The organism is Lentzea sp. NPDC051208, assembly GCF_040682435.1.
Lineage (GTDB): Bacteria > Actinomycetota > Actinomycetes > Mycobacteriales > Pseudonocardiaceae > Lentzea > Lentzea kristufekii.
On the sequence record NZ_JBFBAW010000003.1, the window covers coordinates 103,562 to 123,994 of the forward strand.

The window sequence follows — 20,433 nt, forward strand, 5'->3', positions numbered from 1 at the left end:
GGACGTGCGGTTGTGCCTGGGTTAGACATGGGGCATGACCGACACCGACGTCGAACTGCTGTGGCGCCCGGACCCCACGAGGGACAACGGGATGACCGCCTTTCGGGCCTGGCTCTCCGAGCAGGGCCGCGACCTCCCCGACTACGAGTCGCTGTGGGAGTGGTCCGTCTCGGACCTCGAGGGGTTCTGGGGCGCCATAGCTTCGTACTTCGACGTCAGGTTCCACACCGAGCCGTCCCGCGTGCTGGGCTCCGCGGAGATGCCCGGCGCCCAGTGGTTCCCCGGCTCCACCCTGAACTACGCCGAGCACGCGCTGCGCCGCGGAGCCGACGACGACCTCGCGGTGATCTTCAATCGCGAAGACGGCGTCACCTCTTCGTTGACGTTCGGAGCCCTGCGCTCGCGCGTGGCCGCGTTCCGGGCCGCACTGGCCTCTCTGGGCGTCGCCAAGGGCGACAGGGTGGTGGCACTGGTCCCCAACGCCCCCGAGGCCCTCATCGCCTTCCTGGCGGCCGCCTCGCTCGGCGCCACGTGGTCGTCCTGCTCCCCGGACTTCGGCGCCCGTGCCGTGGCCGACCGCTTCACCCAGATCGAGCCCGTGGTGTTCGTGGCGGTCTCCGGTTACGTCTACAACGGACGGTCGTTCGACTGCCGCCCGGTCGTGGAGGAGATCCGCGCGCAGATCCCGTCGCTGCGCGCCACGGTCCTGATCGACTACCTGGACAACGGCTCGTCCCTGCCGGACACGCTGTCGTTCTCGGAACTGCTGACCGCGCACGAGGGTGCCGCGCTGGAGTTCACCCCGGTGCCGTTCGACCACCCGCTGTGGGTGCTCTACTCGTCCGGCACCACGGGTCTGCCCAAGGGCATCGTCCAGGGCCACGGCGGCATCGTCCTGGAACACCTCAAGATGCTGGGCCTGCACAGCGACCTGGGCCCCGGTGACCGCTTCTTCTGGTTCACCACCACCGGCTGGATGATGTGGAACTACCTGGTGGGCGCCCTCATGGTCGGCACCACCATCGTCCTGTACGACGGCAGCCCGGCGTTCCCGACGCTGAACACGTTGTGGCACTTGGCCGAACAGCACCGCGTGACCTACTTCGGCACCTCGGCCCCGTACGTCCAGTCGTGCCTGAAGGAGGGCCTCGACCCGTCCTCCCGCTACGACCTGACGGGCCTGCGCGTCGTCGGCTCGACCGGCGCACCCCTGACCCCGGAAGGCTTCCGCTGGATCGCCTCCGCCGTCGGCAAGGACGTCCAGATCGCTTCGGTCTCCGGCGGCACCGACCTCTGCACCGCCTTCGTGGCAGCCTCCCCGGACCGCCCGGTCTGGCTGGGCGAACTCTCCTGCCGGGCCCTCGGCGCCGCGGTCTTCGCGTACGACGAGTCCGGCACCGCCCTGGACGACGAGGTGGGCGAACTCGTCATCACCAAGCCGATGCCGTCCATGCCGGTCTACTTCTGGGGCGACGAGGACGGCTCCCGCCTGCGCGACGCGTACTTCGACACATATCCCGGAATCTGGCGCCACGGCGACTGGATCCGCATCACCCCGCGAGGCTCGGCGGTGATCTACGGCCGCTCCGACTCGACCCTGAACCGGGGCGGCGTCCGCATGGGCACCTCGGAGTTCTACCGCGTGGTCGAGTCCATTGACGGCGTCGTCGACTCCCTGGTGATCGACACCTCGGGCGTGACCGAGGGCGAACTCCTCTGCTTCGTCGTGCTCGACGGCGTAACGCTGCCCGACGTGGAACCGTTGCTGCGCCGCGAATTGCGCGCGTCCCTGTCCCCCCGCCACGTGCCGAACCGCTTCGTGGCCGTGGCCGAGATCCCGAGGACGTTGAACGGCAAGAAGTGCGAGGTCCCGGTCAAGAAGATCCTCGCCGGCATGGACCCGGACCGAGCCGTCAGCCGGGGCGCGCTCCGCAATCCCGAGTCCCTCCAACCGTTCCTGGAAATCGCCTCGGAATGATCTAGGTCACTCCGCGCGCGGTGACCAGGCGTTTAACGCCTCTCTCCGACCCTCTGAACGTGCTCTGACCAGCAGGTTCCGGTGTTCGAGGGGGGCGTTTTGCAACTCGGTTGAGGACCTGTGTAACCTATGTCCCGTGGCCAAGGATGGTCCCGGGAGGCTTCGCCTAGTCTGGTCTATGGCGCCGCACTGCTAATGCGGTTTGGGGTAACCCCCCATCCCGGGTTCAAATCCCGGAGCCTCCGCAAGGCCGAGCCTCTTGAGGGTCGGTTACAATTGAATACACGCGCTCGTAGCTCAACGGATAGAGCATCTGACTACGGATCAGAAGGTTGCAGGTTCGAATCCTGCCGAGCGCACTTCGCAGAGGCCCCGCTGAACTTCGGTTCAGCGGGGCCTCTGTCATGTGCGAGCTATTTCTCTCGTCTCACCGCCGGGTCAGCGGTCGACCCACACCGCGTCGGTGCCGTCCGGTGCGGCCAGCGCGATCGACCACGCGTAGGCGTCTCCGTAGACGACGCGGCCGTGGCCGCAGGCCCGCTCCCGAGAACCACCCGAACGCAGCCGTGCGGGGTCAACTCCGGAAGCCATGATCAGCACCACGTCCAGCCCGCATCCGGGATCGTGGACAACCCCGCTGAGCGGGCACTACGTTGAGAATCGCCGGTGCTGGTCGACTTCGGTGTGGCCGACGAGTTCTCGCTGGCCCCGCGATGAGCGGCCGCGAGCTCAACACGAAAGGCCGGGTTTGGTGAACACCACTGTCGAGCAACAGGTCCGCGAGTACTACGACCACGCAGGACCCGCCTACCACGCGCTCATGGGGCAGTTCTGGCACCACGGAGACCTGGAAGCCGAACGGGCCGGGTTGTCGCCGGAAGAGGCAGCGAAGGCGTTGGCGCGCAAGCAGATCGAGGCTGCCGGGCTGCGGCCTGGCGGGACCGGGCTGGACTTCGGCAGCGGCGTCGGCGGGACGGCGGTCTACATGGCCTCGGTCGCCGGGGCGAACATGGTCGGCATCTCCAACAACGAGTGGCTCTCGGCGCAGGCGCGCGCGTACGCGGCTGAGCAGGGGATGAGTGAGCGGGCCGCGTTCCTGACGGTCGGCGACGAGGACTACAAGACCCTGGTCGCGTGGCCGGACGGGTCGCTGGACATGGTGAGCTTCTACGAGTCGGTGTGCCACCTGCCGGAGAAGGCCGCCTTCTTCACGGCGGCGTTCCGCACCCTCAAGCCCGGTGCCTGCCTGGTCGGGGTCGACTGGATCCGCCGGCCGTTCGGGGAGTACCTGACCGAGGAGCAGATCGCGCCGTTCATCGGGCCGGTGGAGCAGGTCATCTCCATTCCGCGGCTCGGTTCGCTGGACGAGTACCGCGAGATGATGTCGGCCGCCGGCTTCGACGTCGAGGTCGCCGAGGACCTCTACCCGGACGTCGAGTGCTGGGGCAGCACGCCTCCGGACGACGGTCAGGGCTGGGGTGAGTACGAGGGGGAGCGGGACACCGTCATCCACGACGGCAAGCGCGTGCTCGACGCTGCGCGGGCCGCTGGTGTCTTCTCCGTCGCGCGGTGGGTCGCGCGCAAGCCCGCATGATCTGAGCGAACCCGGCCCCGTCCGCACGGGGCCGGGCAGCACCCGACGGCCATCATCGGAGGATGACGGTTCTGGCGGGCGAGGCCGTGGTCATCGGCAGGGTTTGGGCGGGCGTTCGCCACCCACGCGGCGGCTGAGGGGGCGGCGGTGTCCAAAGGGGCCGTCGCGAGCATCACCGCCGGTGCTGCGGCGGAACTGCACGACGAGCGGATCAGGGCTCCGATGGGGTGTCGGAAGGTGACGCACGCCTGATCTCCAGGCAGAGTGGCGGCGTGGAGCAGCGGGAGATCATGCAGCGGGCGCTCGGCGTCCTGACGCTCACCTACGACGGTGCCGGATCCAACGACTACCTGCGCATGGCCCTCAAATCGTTGCAGGAGGGCGTGTTCAGCTACGAGGTCAAGGTCGACGGCGAACTCAACGAAGCCGGTCAGCAGGCCCTCAAGCAGGCGATGGACCAGGTGCTGTCGCAGTTCGGCTGGTTCACGGCGGGGTTGCTCTACGCCTTCCACGGCGTCGCTCAGGCGTACGAGAACGACTACGAGGAAGCCGACGTGCAGGAGGTCCTGCGGCAGCTCGCGATCAGGCTCGCCGACTGACCAGCTCGGCGCGGACGCCGTCGGAGAACGGCGTCCACGCCTCGACCGCCCACGGTCCGAAACGCAGGTCGGTCAGGGCCACGCAGGCTGCGGAAATCTCCGGGTCGACCCACAGGAACGTGCCGGACTGCCCGAAGTGGCCGAAAGTGCGCGGCGAGAAGGAAAGTCCCGTCCAGTGCGGTGACTTCGAGTCGCGGATTTCGAAGCCGAGCCCCCAGTCGTTCGGCTTCTGCATTCCGTAACCGGGCAGCACGCCGTTGAGGCCCGGGAACACGACCGACGTCGCCTCGGCCACCAGCTCGGCGGAGACCAGGCGTGGCGACAGCAGCTCGGCCGCGAACAACGCCAGGTCGGCGGCGCAGGACTCGGCACCGGCTCCGGCCGAACCGACCAGTGCGGACGAATTCATCCCCAGCGGTGCGAAAACGGCCTCGTGCAGATAAGTCGCGAACGGCATCTCGCACGCCTCGCCCACAAAAGACGCCAGCACGTCGAAACCGGCGTTCGAGTAGATCCGGCGGGTGCCGGGAGCGGCCTGGACCTCGGCCTTGTCGAACGCGTAACCGGCGGTGTGCGCGATCAGGTGCCGGACCGTCGCACCCTCGGGGCCGGCAGGCTGGTCCCACTCGACCGCGCCCTCCTCGACGGCCACCAGCACCGCGTACGACGTCAGCAGCTTCGTGACGGACGCGAGCGGGAACACGCGCTGTTGATCACCCAGCGAGCCGGCCACGCCGCCGGGGGTGACCACCGCCACCGCCACGTTCCCGACAGGCCAAGTCGATGCAACTTCCACGCTCCGCATGGGACAGACGTTAACGTCAGGGTGTGACAGTCCGGGAACTGATCGTCCTGGGAACGGCCAGCCAGGTCCCGACCCGCCAGCGCAACCACAACGGCTATCTGCTCAGGTGGGACGGCGAGGGCTTCCTCTTCGACCCGGGCGACGGCAGCCAGCGGCAGCTGCTCAGGTCGGGTGCCGCTGCGAGCGACATCACCCGGATCTGCATCACCCACTTCCACGGCGACCACTGCCTCGGCGTCCCCGGCATCGTCCAGCGGCTGTCCCTGGACCGCGTCCAGCACACCGTCCACGCGCACTACCCGCGGTCGGGCGCCCACTTCTTCGAACGCCTCCGCCACGCCAGCGCGTTCTACGACGCCGCAGACATCAAGGAGGTGCCGGTCGTCGAGGACGGCGAGATCGCGAGCGGCAAGTTCGGCCGGCTCGAGGCCCACGCGCTCGACCACGGCATCGACAGCGTCGGCTACCGCCTGGTCGAACCCGACGGCCACCGCATGCTCCCCGAGAAGCTGAAGGAGCACGGCATCCAGGGCCCGGCGGTCCGCACGCTCCAGCAGCTGGGCGAGTTCAACGGCGTCAAGCTCGCCGACGTCAGCGAACCCCGCAAGGGCCAGCGGTTCGCGTTCGTCATGGACACCAGGCTCTGCGACAACGTCTTCGAGCTCGCCGACAACGCCGACATGCTCGTGATCGAGTCGACCTACCTCGCCCGCGACACGTTGCTCGCCGGCGACCACGGCCACCTCACCGCCCAGCAGGCCGCCCGCGTCGCGCAGGACTGCCGCGTCCGCAAGCTGGTGCTGACCCACTTCTCCCAGCGCTACGACGACCCGGCCGAGTTCCTCGCCGAGGCCGCCGCCGAGTTCGACGGCGAGATCGTCATCGCGAAGGACCTGGACCGGGTGCCGGTGCCGAAGCGAACCACTGGTCCCTGACGATCTCCGTCAGCGCCGACGAACGAGGCTCCCAGCCCAACGCTCGCAGCCGTGACGCGTCGGCCCGCAGTGAACGGATCTCCCCGGGCACAGCGGGCTTCCACGTCACGTCCACGACCCGTCCGGTCACCTCGGCCACGGCGTCCAGCACGTCCCGGACGGAAGCAGCTGTCGCGCCGACGTTGTAGACCGACGACGTGCCCACGGAGCACGCCTCCAGAGCCACGACGAAAGCAGCGGCGACGTCGCGTACGTGCACGAAGTCGCGCACGGCCCCGCCGTCGCCGTAGACCTCCATGCCGGGCACCGTTCCGGCGGCGCACGCCACGGCCCGCGTGATCACCCGAGTGGTGTCCGTGTCACCACCTCCAGCGACGTTGAACAAACGGAGAGTGGTCGCTCCGATCTGCCCGGACTGCGCCGCCCACGCCACGAGGTCCTCCGCAGCCGCCTTGGAGGCGGCGTACGGGGAGGACGGTTCCCTGACCGATTCCTCGGTCAGGACGGCGTCGGAAGGGCGGTACACCGTGCCAGTCGAGGCGAGCAGGAATCGTTGGCCCTTCAGGGCTTTGAGCAGATTCAGCGTCCCGCCGACGTTCGTCTCGTAGTACGGGAGCGGATCGAGGAACGACTCCCGGACGCGGGCCACGGCGGCCAGGTGGATGACGGCGTCGACGTCGTCCAACTCGAACGGCTCCGAGAGGCGTTGCCGGGACAGAACCGGTTCATGACCATGAACCCGCAGCTCACGCACCACGGCGCGGCCGACGTACCCAGTGGCACCGGTCACCAGAACTCGCACGAGTTGACCCTAAAGGTCGACGGGGACTGCGCCGATAACACACGAGTGAGTTACCCCCATCGCGCTGTGCACACAAGCATCGCCGGACTCCTGCACGATCACGCCGTGCTCGAGTTCAAGCGGCAGGAGTTCCTGCGCAACGTGGCTGAGATCGTGGGAGCCGCACCCGCGCCGCAGTCCGCAGAGCTCACGGCACCGCTGCCGTCGATCAACCCGAAGCGCAGCTTCCTCAACCGCGTTGACCAGGTCCTCCGGGACGCGGCACGCTCCCAGTGAGCACCCGGATCAGCTGCTGATCCACATCGCGCCGGGCCCGCGCCGACGGGCCCGTCGCAAGATTCATCCGGCCGTTGCCGGACCGTGCTTCGACACGCATACCGGGTGGCTCTACGCTACGCGTCACCCGGCGATCGCCGGTCACGTCCTCCGCTTCTCTTAAGCGAGTTTTCGGCGATGAATCATGTCCTCTCAGCGCTCAACGAGCGCCTCGGCAGGTTGTTCGGTGACCGGCTGGTAGTTCTGGCCGGTGGCACGCGTCTGGCTAAGCGCGCGCATGAGCTGCATACGCTCGGCGCCCGCCATACGCTCGTGCTCGATACCGACGATCACGCCCCGCTTCATGATTCGGTGATCGCGCGCTGGGTGTCGCTGGGCATCAAGGGCAGCCTCGTCGCCGTCGAGCAGCGCCGTCTGGGCAAGCTGCTGACGAAGCCGGGCGCCGAGGTCAAGGCGATCCTGGACGACTTCGACGCCCGCGGTGAAGCCGTCGTGATCAGCACGCCCTACAACGAGATCAGCTCGTTCGAGGGCCGCCCGGTGCTCAACGCCCGGCAGCACGACTGGGTCGAGCTGGAGAACAAGACCACCATCGACGCGCTCTGGGACGAGCTGTCCGCCCGCCGCGCGCCCGCGATGGTGTTCGACCTCGACTTCGAACGCCTCTGGGGCGCCTCGGAGATCCTGGACCGCGGCGCGGGCGTCGTCTGGTCCGGCGACGGCCCGGCGATCAACGGCGGTGCCAACTTCGTGCGCCGCGTGCGGTCGTACGAGGAGGCCAAGGAAGCCTTCGACGTGCTCGCGCCGAAGTGCGACCAGGTCCGCGTCATGCCGTTCCTGGAAGGCATCCCGGTCAGCGTGCACGGCATCGTCTTCCCGGACGGCACCGCGGTGCTGCGTCCGATCGAGATGGTCGTGCCGCGCCGCCAGGGCCAGGCCAAGTTCCTCTACGCGGGCTGCGCGTCGTACTACGACCCGCCCGTGTGGATCCGCGACGAGATGCGCAACCTGGCCCGCCGCGTCGGCGAGCACCTGCGCGGCACCGTCGGCTACCGCGGCACGTTCACGCTGGACGGAATCGCGACCGAGGACGGCTTCCTGCCGACCGAGATCAACACCCGCTACGGCGGCGCGATGGTGTGCTTCGAGGACGCCGTCCCGACGCTGCCGCTCGCGCTGGTCCAGGTCGCCCTGGTCGCCGGCTGGGACCTGGGCATCTCCTCGATGGAGTTCGAGGAGCTCGTCCTGCAGGCCGCGGACAACCACCGCGCCGGGGCCGTGGGCGCCAACGTGCGCGCGGTGCAGCCGACGACGGTCGACGAGCGCCGGGTGATCTTCACCGGCTGGGCGTGCCGGCTCGCGCACCCCGACGAGGCCGCGCACGCGACGCTGCGGCTGAGCCCGTCGCCCATCGGCGGCCGGCTCGACCTCGACCTGCACCGCGAGAACATGCCCGTGGGCGCTCCCGTGGCCGCGCTGACGGTCGCCGCGTTCGCGCTGGCGGACCAGGAGTGGGGGACGGGCCTCGGCGCCCTGGAACCCGCCATCGCGGTCGAGGACGAGGCTCAGGTCGAGCAGAACATCGAAGAAGCCGTGATCGCCTAGGACGGCTTACCAGGCGCCCTCGTCGCCGTACGCGGAGATGAGGGCGAACCGGTAGCCCATCAGGGCGGCGGCGACCTCGCGGGGCTGGTGCACCGGACGCACCAGCCCTTCGCCCAGCACCTTCGGCAGGTCCAGGCCCAGCAACTCGGGCGAGTCCTTGAGCAGCGCCACGGCGATCTCGGCGGCGTCCGCGAGCATCTCCTCGCCCGGCAGCTCGACCATGTCGTTCATCAGCCCGCTGACGAACGGCGGCAGCTTCTCCGGCACCGCGCAGGCCAGCGCGACCAGGCACGCGACCCGCTCGGACGCCAGCGCCTCGAAGATCTTCGGCGCACCCTGGGCGACGGCGTGCCGGGTCTGCGTCAGCCAGTCCGGGGCGGTTCTCGGCAGCTCCCGGCCGAGGGCGTTCCACCTGCGGTGCGTGCGGCGTCCGTCCTCGGTGAACCCCTTGCCCGCCAACGCCACGGCAGCCAGCAGGAAGATCACCCGGTCCCGCACGTCCCCGGCGACCTTGTACGAGGCTCCCAGTTCCACCAGGAACGGCACGGTGCAGAACGAGGCCTCGGACACCGTGTCGTCGGTGAGGATGCGATCAGCGAGCTGTGAGAGCGCGCTCTGCCGCACGTCCTCGCTGGGGTCCATGAGGGAGCTCAGCAGACGGGGCACGCGACCGGCGCCACCCCGGCCGTCGTAGACCTCGCCCCAGGAAATCCTGTCGAGTCCGCGCAACGGGTCAGGCCGTTGCCAGGCGCGCGGCAGCTCCATAGGCGGGAAAGGTACGGGATGTCAGGGAAAGGTCCTCGGCGCCTCGCCCGTACGATCTCGCCGTGTCCTTCTCGGTGGCCGACATCTTCTCGGGTGCGGGCGGCATGAGCTTCGGCTTCCACGCCCACCGCGACTTCCGGGTCGTCGGTGCCGCCGACGCGCAGATCGGCAAGCCCAGCTCGAAGCTGGGTTCGTTGCGCTGCAACGACACCTACCGCGCGAACATCGGCGTCGACCCGCTGGAGGTCGACCTCGCGAAGGTCTCGCCCGCGGCGTTGCGCGAGGTCTGGGGCCTGCAGCGCGGCGAACTGGACGTGCTGCTCGCGTGCCCGCCGTGTTCGGGCTTCAGCCGCATCACCTCGCAGAACCACCTGCGCGACGACCCGAGGAACTCGCTGGTCGGCCGCATCGCGGTGTACGCGCAGGAGCTGCGCCCGAAGGTCGTCCTGATGGAGAACGCTCGCGAGCTCGTCAAGGGCAAGCAGCGCCACCACTTCGACAGCCTCGCCGAGGAACTCACCCGAATCGGGTACTCCGTCTGGGGCGGCACGCACATGCTGTCCAGGTTCGGCCTGCCGCAGCTGCGCGAGCGGACGCTGATGGTGGCCGTGGACGGCGGCCTGCCGCTGCTCACGCTGGACGACCTGTGGGCGGGCCGGGTCATCCGCCCGTCCGCCGTCACGGTCCGGCGCGCGATCGGCAAGCTGCCCGTGGTCGAGGCCGGCGTCGCGGACCCGGAAGACCCCATTCACGTCTCGCCGACCTTTTCCCAGGACCGCAGTCTCGAAAGAATGCGCGCGATTCCGGCGAACGGCGGATCGTGGGCTGATCTGCTCCGCTCACCGGAGACCGCGGAGTTGTTGAATCCTGCACAACGCAAGATCGTCGAGCAGCAGAACTGGGGTTCCCACCCCGATGTCTACGGCCGGTTGTGGTGGGACGAACCGGCCAGGACGATCAAGCGGGAATGCGGCCACGTCGGCAACGGGCGTTATGCCCACCCGGTCCAGCACCGCCTGTGCACGGTCCGCGAGATGGCTCTGCTGCAAGGGTTCCCGCGCCAGTTCAAGTTCGACGTCTCGATTCTCGGCAACGCCTACCGGCACGTGGGCGACGCCGTTCCGCCGCTGATCGCCTACCAGTTGGCCGGGCTGACCAGGTGGATTCTCACCGGCGACCGCCCGGAGCCCCGCGAGATGTGCCTGCGCGGCACCTCGCTGCGTCCCGGCGACATTCGTCCGGCAGAAGTTACCGAATTGGTGGCCTAGGTGTTGAACCGGTCGCAGTGATCATCCGTAGCGAAACGCGGCGACAGATAACTGTTCGGCAACGAATTTAACGTCACCTGACGGAATGAATGCATCACAGGCCTATCCACTGTGGACATCCTGAGTATGTTTTCGCTGCTCACTGGCTGTGCGACACCCTCTCCTTACCTCACTCATACGTGTGTCACCCCATCGGCTAACGTCCCGCTCGCTTCCTGTCGGTTCAGTGTCGATGACGACGTGCCGACCGTCCCGACGGATGACGACTTCCCGCCGCGTTCGGGCTAACTTCAGTGAGCAAGAGGAGACCCATGGCTTCCCGGTTCAGGATCGGTACGGCGCTGCTCGGCGCCACCGCCGCCCTCGCGTTCTCGGCCCTCCCGGCCAGCGCCGAAGTGCAGATCACGCCGGACCGCGAGGGCTCGGAGGGAGGTCACCACGTGTACCTCAAGCCCAAGAAGGCGACTGAGGAGCCGATCAAGGAGTTCACCTCGGTCATCAAGCTCCGCATCAACGACGAGAACGACCGCACCAACGTCTTCGCGTACTGCGTCGAGCTGCCGACCAAGCTCCAGGACTACGACGTCCTCAGGGAGGTGAAGTGGACCGACCACCCCAACAAGAAGTTCAACGACATCGCGGGCAAGGTCCTCTGGATCCTGAAGCGCTCGTACCCGACCCAGTCGGTGCAGAACGTCAAGGAGACGTTCAAGATCGACAAGCTTGACAAGCAAGACGTCATCGCGGCCACGCAGGCGGCGATCTGGCACTTCTCGGACGGCGCCGAGCTCGCCGACACCAAGGACAACGACGCCGAGATGGTCGCGCTCTACAAGCGCTTCGTCGCGGAGGCCGCCGCGGAGACCGAGCCGATCCCGACGCTGGAGATCAAGCCTGAGACGCAGTCCGGCGCGCCCGGTCAGAAGATCGGCCCGTTCACCGTCACCACCACGGCCGCAGAGGTCAAGCTGACGGCGAACCTGCCCGCAGGCGTCACCCTCACCAACATCGATGGCCAGCCGCTCGACGTGCAGAAGAAGAACGACAAGCTCCCGGTCGAGGGCAACAAGATCGCCGACTTCTACGTGAACGTCGCGGCCGGTACGCCGGACGGCGAGGCGAAGGTCAAGCTCTCCGCCGAGGCCAAGCTGCAGGAAGGCCGCCTGTTCGTCGCGAAGGCCGGCCAGGCCGGCAACGACGGCGTGGCGCAGTCGCTCGTCGTCGCGCAGCCGCAGAAGGTCAAGGTCGAGAAGGAAGTCAAGGCCGACTGGAAGGCCGGCGTCGTGCCGCCCACCACGACGACCACGACGACCGCCACCACGACCACCACCACGCCGGAGACCACCACTCCGACCACCTCCACCACCCCGGCCAACCCGGCTCCGGGTGGCGGCGAGGACGACCTCGCGTCGACCGGTGCGTCGATCCTGTGGCCGCTGCTCGGCGGTCTGGTTCTCGTCGGCGCCGGTGTCGGTGCGCTGTTCGTGGTCCGTCGCAAGAAGGCCGGCGCCTGATCCAGCCGCTAGCCTCCAAGACGAACGCCCCCTGGTTCCGCGCCGGAGCAGGGGGCGTTTGCCTTTTCTCAGAACGGCTTACCGGCGGCTGATGCCCGCCACGTAGATGTCGCCGTCAGCGATGGCGACGTCCCGGTTGGACGAAGCCCCCGAGAAGATCGCGCGGGCGGGATCGCGGAAGTTCTCCACGATCTCGACGCGCTGCACCGGCTTGGCCGTCGGGATGACGGTCTCCGGCGACCAGAAACGACCCAGCCGCACCAGGTACGTGTTCACGTTCGGCTTGCCGTCCTCGGTGGCGTAGACGCGCCAGGTGAACGGGTCCACCTTCTCGACCTCACGGGTGCGCAGGCCCCGTGCGACCTCCTTGGTCTCCCAGCCGCGACCGTTCCAGGTGGACAGGTAGTTGCGCAGCGGGCCACCGGCCTCGTCGCCCATGAACCACAACAGGAACGGCCGGCCCAGGATCGTGCCGACCTGCTGGATGTAGTCGGGCGACTTCACGTTGTTCGGCAGGGTCAGCGGGGTCTCCGCGACCAACAGATGCTTCTCCTGGTCGGCGTCGTCGATCTGGGTGCCCAGGTCCAAGCCGCCCGCCGAGTAGAAGTGCCGGTTCTGCGGGTCGAACCACGTGTAGTAGATGTTGCGGTGGTAGCGGTCGTGCTTGTTGCCCTCGGGGCCACCGCCGGCGAGCGTGTAGACGATCCGCACGCGGCCGTTCTCCTCCTGGCGGAGCTGGCCGATGTAGATCTCGTTCATGTTGTCCGCGCGGGCGGTCGAGCCGATCGCGAAGCGGTCCCCGGTCAGCTCCGTGGAGGTCTTCCACGTCCTGCCGTTGTCCTTGGACACCACGTAGAGCATCGGACGCGTGTCCGTCGGCGTGGTGCCGTCGAGGTCGCGGGTCGTCTCGCGGTAGAAGACGTAGATCGTGCCGTCGCGCGTGACGAACGGCATCGGGTACGTGGCCGCGTTCTTCGAGATCAGCGTCTCTTCCCAGACGCCGTCGGCCGAGTTCGGCCGGGGCGAGCGGGACATGCGCAACTCGATGTTGTGCATGCCGCGGAAGATGAGCAGGTGCCCGTCCTTGGCCTGAACCATGGTCGGGTAGTTGTGCGCGTCCGACGCACCGTCCGCGATCCGGTTCGGAGCGGACCAGGTGGACTTGCGGTGGTCGTACGACTGGACGTAGCTGTCCTCGTACTGACCGGCCCACGAGATGAACGTCTTCTGCGCCTTCTTGTCGTAGACGCCACCCGCGACCGGACGCCGGTCACTGCGGGCCGCGACGCTCGTGGCCGTCGTCGTCACCGTGAACTTCGCTTTCCCCTGAACATCGGCCGTGGCGTTGGCCGAGGAGACCGCGACGAGCGGCAACAGCAGTACTGCGGACATAACTCCACGCAGGAGCCGTGTCATGGAACTTCCTCCTGGTTCTGACCGCGACAGCGGCCGACCCAGGCGGCGGTGACGACATCTTCGTTGTCACCGAGCTGACTTGTCCAGGCGCAGTTAGCGTGATCGCGGCTATCAACACGCGGGGCCTACTCGGGTACCCTGCGTCAGGACGAAGGAGCACCACATGAACTTCGACGAGATCAAGAACAAGGCCCTGGACCTGGCCGAGCAGAACCACGAGAAGGTCGACCAGGGCATCGACGCCGCGGCGGACTTCGTCGCAGGCAAGTTCGGTCACGAAGCCCAGGTCGACTCGGTTGCCGAGAAGATCAAGGACATCCTTCCAGGTGGATGAGTGAACTCCTTCAACGCCACTGACGCCGGGCGGGTCACCTCCACCGGAGAGACCCGCTCTCCTTCTGCGCGCCGGCCAGAGATGTTCACCTGGCAGGGCATCCACGAGCCGCGCCTCGAGCAGGTCCGCCTGCTCCTGTCGAGCGACCAGCGCCTCCGCGCGTCGGGCCGTCTCGTCGCCGCCGGCCCCGACGAGCAGTTCAACGCCTCCTTCGAGGTCTCCGTGGGCGAGAGCGGCCAGGTCAACCGGCTGCTGCTGCGCACGGCGACAGTGCTGGAAGAGCGCCAGTGCTCTCTTTCCCGCACCGAGGACGGCGCCTGGCTGGTCGACCACGGCCAGGGCAGCAAGCGCGAGACGTTCAACGACGCCCTGGACGTCGACGTCCAGTTCGCCGTGCTGTTCAACGCCATCCCGATCCGGCGCCTGGGGCTGCACCGCGAACCGGGCGAGCACGCACTGCCCGTCGTGCGCGTGTCGCTGCCGGACCTGACGGTGAAGGCCGTCACCCAGACCTACAAGACCGTGTCCGTGGGGGACGAGGTCTCGGTGGTGCGGTTCAAGAGCGGCGGGTTCGAGCAGAACATCAAGGTCGACCCCAACGGCCTGGTCGTCGAGTACCCGCTGATCTCGAAGCGGATTTAGAACCGCTCCAAGAAGTACTTCCTTCGTGGCGAGTCGCATCCGAACGATGGAAGGCGGCGGTTCGACCTTCTAGCTTCCGACCATGCCGAAACGATTTTCGAGCGTGGTCGGTCGCTCGTTCGGTGATGGCGTCCGTGACGCCATCCGGTCCACGGGGATGACCCAGCGGCAGATCGCCGAGTTGCTCGACTGGGAAGAGGCCAAGGTCTCCGACCTCGTCAAAGGCAAGGGCGGGGTCACAGAGGTCGAGCTCGCAATGCTCCTCGGTCTCTGCCGGGTTCCCGCCGAAGACGCTCGCTACCTGCTCGCACTGTTCAGGGAGTCGCGGGAGAGGGGCTTCCTCGTCTTCCCCGAGGACGGAATCCCGGATCAGGTGCGCTCCCTGATCGACCAGGAGCGCCTCGCCAACAAGATCACCATGTGGTCGATGAACCTGATTCCCGGCCCGCTCCAGACTCCGGAGTACGTCACCGCCCTCATCGAGCGCTCCGCCCGTGCGAAGACCATTAACATCGCAGAGGTCCTCGCCGCGAAGACGGCGCGGCAAGCGATCTTCCACTACAGCAGGCAGTTCGTCTTCTACATCCACGAACAGGCGCTGCGACTGCCAGTGGGCGGTCTCAGGCTGATGCAAGACCAGCTGCTTCACGTTCTGGCGATGAACAACCGGAACTACATCACCATCAGGGTCGTGCCGGTCGAGTTCGGAGCGCACGCGGGTCTGTCGGGCTCCTTCCAACACCTCAGCTACGAGAAGTACGAGCCCGTGGTCTTCACCGAGACCGAGAACACGAGCCTCTTCGTCGAAGACAAGACATCCCTCGCCAAATACGCCGAAGTGATCAAGTTGCTCGACCTCCAAGCGCTCGATGCGGAAGAATCGAAGGGGCTGATCACCAGCATCTTGGCTTGAGGAGGCCCTCGGCATGTCGATGTGGCGCAAGAGCAGCTACAGCCCGGTGAACGACTGCGTCGAGGTCGGTCGTGGCGTCGGCATCCGGGACAGCAAGGCGCCGACCACGCACCTGCCCGTGTCGGACAAGGCGTGGTCGGCGTTCCTGACCGAGGTGAAGTCCGCTCGCTAGAGCATCTCTCCCAGCACCTCGGGATCGATGACGATCGACGCCGGCCGGTAAGCCGGAGGCTCGACGCCCATCAACGTGCGCACCAGGAAGTCCCAGGCCTGCGTCCGCACGTAGGCGAGCCGGTCGAGGAGCAGGTGCTCGGCCCCCGGCACGATCAGCAGTTCGAAGTCCTTGCCGGCGGCGATGAGCGCGTCGGCCAGCCGCAGCGACTGGTCCGGGTGCACGGTGTCGTCCAGTTCACCGTGGATGAGCAGCAACTTTCCTTCCAGCCTGTCCGCGATCAGGACGTTCGACGCCCGCGTCCAGGCCTCGGGGTTGTCCGGCCCGTCGACGGTCTCCGCCCAGCCCTGCGCGAAGCACGTGGCGTCGTGCGAGCCGGACAACGAGACGCCGGCCTTGAAGGTCTCCGGGTAGGCGAGCATCGCCCGTGCCGCGGCGAATCCGCCGCCGGAGTGGCCCATCACGCCCACACGTGAGAGGTCCATCCACGGCCGCGACTCCGCCAGCTGGTGCAGCGCCGCGACGTGGTCCTCCAAGCTGCCCGCGTCGGCAAGGCGGCCGTACGAGGCGTCGTGGAAGGCCTTCGAACGGCCCGGCGTGCCGCGTCCGTCCAGCGCGACCACCACGAAACCGACTGCTGCCAACGGTTCTCCGTCCATACCCATGCCGCCGGGGTCGAAGCACGGCTCGACCCTCGTGACCTGCGGGCCGGGATAAACGCTGTCCACCACGGCATAGCTCTGCGTCGGGTCGAACCCTCGCGGCTTGTAGAGCACGCCGTAGATGTCCGTGGTGCCGTCGGCCGCCTTGGCGCGGAACCGTTCCGGCGCGGTCCAGCCCGTGGCGAGCATCCTGCTGATGTCCGCCTTCTCCAGCGAGACCAGCACTTCACCCGTCCACGAGCGCACGGTCGTCACCGGTGGTGTGTCCACAGTGGACGCCGAGTCGACGAAGTACTCGCCGTTCGGGGCCACCGTGACGACGTGGTCCAGTGAGTCGTCCGTGACGACCGTGAAGCCGGTGCCGTCCAGCCCGACCTGGCATACCGTGCGCCGGTACGGGTCTTCCGCGACCAACCCGGACGCGGTGAAGCGCACGACGTCGCCGGACACGTGCAGGATCTCGCGGACCAGCCACTGGCCGGTGGTGACCTGGTTCAGCAACGCGCCGGTGTGCAGGTCGTAGCGGTAGAGGTGGCCCCAGCCGTCGCGCTGCGAGAACCACAACACCTCGTCGGCGAGCACCCGGACGATGGGCATGCCGTAGATCAGCTGGTTGGGGCCGACGCGGTTCGTGCCCGTCTCGCTGAGCACGACGCTGACCTCGCCGGACGATGCATCCATCCGGTTCAGGGTCAGGGTGTGCTGGTCGCGCGGGCGGCTCAGGAAGTAGACGGTCGAGCTGTCCTCGGACCACCACGCCCAGCCGTTCGAGATCGGCGAGAGCTCCGGCATGAGCAGCGGTTCGCACTGGGCGCGGACCGTCGTGCCCGCAGCCACGTCGAACACGACCAGTTCGGCCAACGGCAGGTTCGCGTCGCCGGGGTAGGCGTATCGCTGGGTGTGCGTCACCGGGACGCCGCCGTCGGCCGGGCGCGATTCGATCAGGTGGGTCTGGCGAACCTCTCGCTGGTCGGTGCGGTGCGCGAGCACCTTCGTCGAGTCGGGCGACCAGGCCAGGGCCGGCGGCATGTGCGGCAGGCCGAACTTGCGCATCAGCGTGCCGTAGCTCAGGGCGTCCGGGCCGTAGCCGTAGCCGTGGTCCTCCTCGCCGTCGGTCGTCAGCGCCCACTCGCGCTTGCCGGAGCGGGCCCACAGGTCCTGGCCCCGCCGCGAGACCGCGACCTCGCCATCGGGGGAGGAGACCTCCAGCGGGTTGCCCGGCGCTGCGATGAACGGCATCGGGTCGAAGTCCGGCGTGCGGGTGCCCGCGGCCGGGTCGACGACGATGAACTGCCTGGTGTCGCCATCGCGGACCTGGTACCAGAAGCGCTTGCCGTCCTCGATCCACTGTGGACGGACTTTGTCACCGACGACGAGTTCGCCGGGAGCGGCGAGGCGGCGGAGGAGTTGTTCTGCGGCTTGGTAGTTGGCAGCGGTGGTCATGGTCTCTCCCCAGTGCGTCAGAAGTGTGCGGTCAGAGGCTGCGGGCGGTGATGTCGCCGTACGACGTGGTGGCGCGGATGGTGATGCCGGCCGTGCCGTCGTTGCGCAGCGAGTTGGTGACGCGGCCGTAGGAGGTGTCGGCGTCCAGCGAGGCCGAGAGTCCGGAGGCGACGGTGATGTCGCCCTTCGAGGTGCTGATCTCGGCGGAACCGTTGAGGCGGCCGACCGTGACGTCACCGGCCTGCGTCTGCACGTGGACGTTCGAGGCCTCGTCGATCTTGACGTCGCTCTGCGCGGCCTCGAGGTCGACGTCACCGAGCCGGCCGACGCCGCGGAACTCGGCGCTGGCGGCCTTCGCCTCGACGCGGGAACCGGCGGGCAGCTGGACGGTGATCTCGACGGCCCCGGACGAGCCGAGGATCTTGCTGCCGGCCTCGGCCCTGATGCGCAGGACGCCGTCGGCGAAGTCGACCGCGATCTTCTCGGCGGCCTTCACGTCGCGGCTCTGCGAGGCGTTGGCCGGCAGGACCTCGACGGCGGTGTCGGAGCGGTCCGCGGCGATGAACTGGACGCGGCCCGCGGGGATGTCGAGAACGGCGGCGATGGGGGCGGGGGTGGCGAAGGTCTGCATCTCGGGCTCCTGTAGCTCGTTGTTTCTGATGACCGAAACGCTACGTTGCGTTTCCAGATGTCAGCAACGAGATCGTTGCGCAGAAAATGAGTTTAACCAGCTTAGAGCCGCGATATCGTTGCAATCGGTTGTAGATCTAATGCAACGATCATTGCAATGAGGTGTTGGTGAACGCTATGATCGGCTCATGCCAGGAGGTCGACTCACCCAGCAGGAACGTCGCCAGATCGCCATCGGCCTGGCCGACGGCCTCGCGTACGCGGAGATCGCGAGGAGCCTCGACCGGCCGACCTCGACGATCACGCGCGAGGTGATGCGCAACGGAGGCCCGGCCGGCTACAAGGCCGACATCGCCCACCTCGCCACCGAACGCCGCGCGCAGCGCCGCAAGCAGGGCGCACCCCGGCGCCAGGTGGTCGACCGCGCGGACGGACGCGATCCGGAGGCCGTGCGGGAGTTCGAGGAGGTGTTCTCGGGCATCTTCATCGGCCAGGGGCTGCCGAAGATGACGGCGAGGGCGCTCGCGAGCCTCTACGCCACCGACTCCGGCAGCCTGACCGCGTCAGAACTGGTGGGGCATTTGGGAGTCAGTCCGGCGTCCGTCTCGAAAGCCATGTCCTACCTGGAAAGCCAGGGCCTGATCGGGCGCGAGCGCGACGAACGCCGTCGCGAGCGTTACGTCGTCGACGACGGCGACATCTGGTACCAGTCGATGATCACGAGCGCGGCCGGCACGACCACGCTGGCCGAGGCCGCGCGCCAGGGCGTCAGCAGCCTCGGCCCGGGCACGCCCGCGGCCGTCCGGCTGGAGAACATCGCGCGGTTCCTCGACTTCGTCAGCGAGAGCATCGTCCGCGCGGCCGAACAGGCGCGCGACATCCTGCACTCCAAGCCCTAGACCCGCACCGCCACGGCCACACCCTGGCCGACACCGACGCACGCCGCCGCGATGCCGACGCCGCCACCACGAGCCCGCAGGTGGCGGCACAGGTCGATGATCACGCGCGGCATCGAGGCGCCGAGCGGGTGTCCGTAGGCGATCGCGCCGCCGTGGACGTTGACCTTCTCCTTGTCGATCTCGGGAAGGTGGTGCACCACGGACAGGGCCATCGCCGCGAAGGCCTCGTTGATCTCCCACAGGTCGATCTGGTCGGCCTCGAGGTGCAGGCGCTTCACCAGCTTCCGGATCGCCGAGACGGGCGCGATCGTGAACCGGTGCGGTTCCTCGCCGGTCGTCGCCGACCCCAGCACCTCACCCAGCGGCTCCACGCCCAGTTCGGACGCAATCGCTTCCGTGCCGAGCAAAGCAGCGAGTGCGCCGTCGTTCAGCGGAGACGCGTTGCCCGCCGTCACCGATCCGTTCTCCGAGAACGCGGGCTTCAGCTTCGCGAGCTTCTCCAGACTGGTGTCCGCGCGGACGTTCTCGTCGCGCCGGATCGCCGTTCCGTCCGGCAGCTGCACGGGGAACGCGAACCCCTCGTGCACGCCCGCGTCCCAGGCAGCGGCGGCACGACGATGCGAGCGGAGGGCGAAGTTGTCCATCTGCTCGCGCGTGATCCCGAGTTCGTGAGCCACGTTCTCGGCGGCCAGTCCTAGCGGAATGGTGTAGTGCTTGGGCATGCGCGGGTTCACGAGCCGCCAGCCCAGCGCCGTCGACACCGTCTCCAGCCGGTCCGGGAAGGCCTTGTCCGGGCGGGCCGTCACGAACGGCGCCCGCGACATCCCCTCGACACCACCGGCGACGATCAGGTCGGCATCCCCGGTGATCAGCGCCCGAGCGCCCTGGATGATCGACTCGCCGCCCGAGGCGCACAGCCGGTTCAGCGTCACGCCCGGCACCGAGACCGGCAGGCCCGCCAGCAACGCGGCCATGCGGGCGACGTTGCGGTTGTCCTCGCCGGCGCCGTTCGCGTCACCCAGCAGCACGTCGTCGATGCGCGCCAGGTCGAGCGACGGGTAGCGGCGCAGCAGGTCGACGATGGGCAGCGCCGCGAGGTCGTCCACCCGGATGCCGGACAGACCTCCCCGGTACCTGCCGAACGGCGTGCGGGCGGCGTCGATGATCAGTGCGCGTGCCAT

Annotated in this window: 22 protein-coding genes and 2 tRNA genes; 15 read left to right on the forward strand and 9 right to left on the reverse strand. The window is 68.1% G+C overall.

The window, feature by feature from the left end; genetic code table 11:
• Positions 1 to 34 precede the first annotated feature (34 nt).
• From AB0M48_RS07710 to AB0M48_RS07720, 3 genes are all read left to right on the forward strand, one after another.
• Positions 35 to 1,978, forward strand: a complete 1,944-nt coding sequence (locus AB0M48_RS07710; protein ID WP_363836858.1) for an acetoacetate--CoA ligase — start codon at positions 35 to 37, stop codon at positions 1,976 to 1,978.
• Positions 1,979 to 2,133: 155 nt separating this feature from the next.
• Positions 2,134 to 2,223, forward strand: a tRNA-Ser gene (locus AB0M48_RS07715).
• A 41-nt stretch (positions 2,224 to 2,264) separates the two neighbouring features.
• Positions 2,265 to 2,337 (forward strand) — tRNA-Arg (locus AB0M48_RS07720).
• Between the two features lie 79 nt (positions 2,338 to 2,416).
• On the opposite strand, the gene AB0M48_RS07725 is transcribed toward AB0M48_RS07720, so the two are convergent.
• Positions 2,417 to 2,569, reverse strand: a complete 153-nt coding sequence (locus tag AB0M48_RS07725; RefSeq protein ID WP_363836863.1) for a hypothetical protein — start codon at positions 2,567 to 2,569, stop codon at positions 2,417 to 2,419.
• A 160-nt stretch (positions 2,570 to 2,729) separates the two neighbouring features.
• Between AB0M48_RS07725 and AB0M48_RS07730 the strand changes: the two genes are divergently transcribed.
• Both AB0M48_RS07730 and AB0M48_RS07735 read left to right on the forward strand, forming a co-directional pair.
• Positions 2,730 to 3,572 carry a methyltransferase domain-containing protein gene (locus AB0M48_RS07730; protein ID WP_363836866.1) on the forward strand — a complete coding sequence of 281 codons (843 nt, stop codon included), beginning with the start codon at positions 2,730 to 2,732 and terminating at the stop codon, positions 3,570 to 3,572.
• A gap of 272 nt (positions 3,573 to 3,844) precedes the next feature.
• Positions 3,845 to 4,171 (forward strand): hypothetical protein, encoded by a 327-nt coding sequence (locus AB0M48_RS07735; RefSeq protein ID WP_143027745.1) that lies wholly within the window; start codon positions 3,845 to 3,847, stop codon positions 4,169 to 4,171.
• On the opposite strand, the gene AB0M48_RS07740 is transcribed toward AB0M48_RS07735, so the two are convergent.
• A complete protein-coding gene (locus AB0M48_RS07740) occupies positions 4,155 to 4,976 on the reverse strand; it encodes a serine hydrolase domain-containing protein (protein ID WP_363836870.1) in 822 nt (273 codons plus the stop codon). The two genes, AB0M48_RS07735 and AB0M48_RS07740, sit on opposite strands and share 17 nt — an antisense overlap.
• Positions 4,977 to 4,999: 23 nt before the next feature.
• Here AB0M48_RS07740 and AB0M48_RS07745 point away from each other — a divergent pair, with 23 nt between their 5' ends.
• On the forward strand, positions 5,000 to 5,911 hold the full coding sequence (locus AB0M48_RS07745; RefSeq protein ID WP_363836873.1) for a ribonuclease Z: 912 nt from the start codon (positions 5,000 to 5,002) through the stop codon (positions 5,909 to 5,911).
• Here the strand turns inward: AB0M48_RS07745 and AB0M48_RS07750 are convergent.
• Positions 5,856 to 6,713 (reverse strand): NAD-dependent epimerase/dehydratase family protein, encoded by an 858-nt coding sequence (locus AB0M48_RS07750; RefSeq protein WP_363836876.1) that lies wholly within the window; start codon positions 6,711 to 6,713, stop codon positions 5,856 to 5,858. The two genes, AB0M48_RS07745 and AB0M48_RS07750, sit on opposite strands and share 56 nt — an antisense overlap.
• Positions 6,714 to 6,818: 105 nt before the next feature.
• Between AB0M48_RS07750 and AB0M48_RS07755 the strand changes: the two genes are divergently transcribed.
• Entirely contained in the window at positions 6,819 to 6,989 is a 171-nt protein-coding gene (locus AB0M48_RS07755) for a hypothetical protein (protein ID WP_266041132.1), read from the forward strand.
• A gap of 192 nt (positions 6,990 to 7,181) precedes the next feature.
• Here AB0M48_RS07755 and AB0M48_RS07760 read toward each other — a convergent pair whose 3' ends face one another.
• Positions 7,182 to 7,334 carry a hypothetical protein gene (locus AB0M48_RS07760; RefSeq protein WP_363836881.1) on the reverse strand — a complete coding sequence of 51 codons (153 nt, stop codon included), beginning with the start codon at positions 7,332 to 7,334 and terminating at the stop codon, positions 7,182 to 7,184.
• A gap of 6 nt (positions 7,335 to 7,340) precedes the next feature.
• Here AB0M48_RS07760 and AB0M48_RS07765 point away from each other — a divergent pair, with 6 nt between their 5' ends.
• The gene (locus AB0M48_RS07765) at positions 7,341 to 8,594 is read left to right on the forward strand and encodes an ATP-grasp domain-containing protein (RefSeq protein ID WP_363836883.1); all 1,254 of its coding nucleotides are present in this window, start codon (positions 7,341 to 7,343) and stop codon (positions 8,592 to 8,594) included.
• Positions 8,595 to 8,600: 6 nt separating this feature from the next.
• Here the strand turns inward: AB0M48_RS07765 and AB0M48_RS07770 are convergent, their stop codons facing one another.
• A complete protein-coding gene (locus AB0M48_RS07770; RefSeq protein ID WP_363836887.1) occupies positions 8,601 to 9,359 on the reverse strand; it encodes a hypothetical protein in 759 nt (252 codons plus the stop codon).
• Positions 9,360 to 9,421: 62 nt separating this feature from the next.
• On the opposite strand from AB0M48_RS07770, the gene AB0M48_RS07775 reads away from it, so the two are divergent.
• Complete coding sequence (locus tag AB0M48_RS07775) at positions 9,422 to 10,627, forward strand: DNA cytosine methyltransferase (RefSeq protein ID WP_363836890.1); 1,206 nt, start codon at positions 9,422 to 9,424, stop codon at positions 10,625 to 10,627.
• Between the two features lie 311 nt (positions 10,628 to 10,938).
• Positions 10,939 to 12,141: a thioester domain-containing protein gene (locus tag AB0M48_RS07780; protein WP_363836893.1), complete on the forward strand. Its 1,203-nt coding sequence runs from the start codon at positions 10,939 to 10,941 to the stop codon at positions 12,139 to 12,141.
• A 78-nt stretch (positions 12,142 to 12,219) separates the two neighbouring features.
• Here the strand turns inward: AB0M48_RS07780 and AB0M48_RS07785 are convergent, their stop codons facing one another.
• On the reverse strand, positions 12,220 to 13,533 hold the full coding sequence (locus tag AB0M48_RS07785; RefSeq protein ID WP_363836896.1) for a BNR-4 repeat-containing protein: 1,314 nt from the start codon (positions 13,531 to 13,533) through the stop codon (positions 12,220 to 12,222).
• Positions 13,534 to 13,720: 187 nt separating this feature from the next.
• Here AB0M48_RS07785 and AB0M48_RS07790 point away from each other — a divergent pair, with 187 nt between their 5' ends.
• The 4 genes from AB0M48_RS07790 to AB0M48_RS07805 all read left to right on the forward strand — a co-directional run bounded on the left by AB0M48_RS07790 (position 13,721) and on the right by AB0M48_RS07805 (position 15,618).
• Complete coding sequence (locus AB0M48_RS07790) at positions 13,721 to 13,891, forward strand: antitoxin (protein WP_363836899.1); 171 nt, start codon at positions 13,721 to 13,723, stop codon at positions 13,889 to 13,891.
• Positions 13,892 to 14,533, forward strand: a complete 642-nt coding sequence (locus tag AB0M48_RS07795) for a putative glycolipid-binding domain-containing protein (protein WP_363836902.1) — start codon at positions 13,892 to 13,894, stop codon at positions 14,531 to 14,533.
• A gap of 82 nt (positions 14,534 to 14,615) precedes the next feature.
• Complete coding sequence (locus AB0M48_RS07800; RefSeq protein ID WP_363836906.1) at positions 14,616 to 15,446, forward strand: DUF5753 domain-containing protein; 831 nt, start codon at positions 14,616 to 14,618, stop codon at positions 15,444 to 15,446.
• Between the two features lie 13 nt (positions 15,447 to 15,459).
• The gene (locus AB0M48_RS07805; protein ID WP_319990232.1) at positions 15,460 to 15,618 is read left to right on the forward strand and encodes a DUF397 domain-containing protein; all 159 of its coding nucleotides are present in this window, start codon (positions 15,460 to 15,462) and stop codon (positions 15,616 to 15,618) included.
• On the opposite strand, the gene AB0M48_RS07810 is transcribed toward AB0M48_RS07805, so the two are convergent.
• Positions 15,615 to 17,723, reverse strand: coding sequence for a prolyl oligopeptidase family serine peptidase (locus AB0M48_RS07810; protein ID WP_363836910.1), 2,109 nt, complete (start codon positions 17,721 to 17,723; stop codon positions 15,615 to 15,617). The two genes, AB0M48_RS07805 and AB0M48_RS07810, sit on opposite strands and share 4 nt — an antisense overlap.
• Positions 17,724 to 17,754: 31 nt before the next feature.
• The gene (locus AB0M48_RS07815; protein WP_363836913.1) at positions 17,755 to 18,354 is read right to left on the reverse strand and encodes a DUF4097 family beta strand repeat-containing protein; all 600 of its coding nucleotides are present in this window, start codon (positions 18,352 to 18,354) and stop codon (positions 17,755 to 17,757) included.
• Between the two features lie 187 nt (positions 18,355 to 18,541).
• On the opposite strand from AB0M48_RS07815, the gene AB0M48_RS07820 reads away from it, so the two are divergent.
• Positions 18,542 to 19,252 carry a helix-turn-helix domain-containing protein gene (locus AB0M48_RS07820; protein ID WP_363836916.1) on the forward strand — a complete coding sequence of 237 codons (711 nt, stop codon included), beginning with the start codon at positions 18,542 to 18,544 and terminating at the stop codon, positions 19,250 to 19,252.
• Here AB0M48_RS07820 and AB0M48_RS07825 read toward each other — a convergent pair.
• Entirely contained in the window at positions 19,249 to 20,433 is a 1,185-nt protein-coding gene (locus AB0M48_RS07825; RefSeq protein WP_363836919.1) for a thiolase family protein, read from the reverse strand. The genes AB0M48_RS07820 and AB0M48_RS07825 overlap by 4 nt on opposite strands.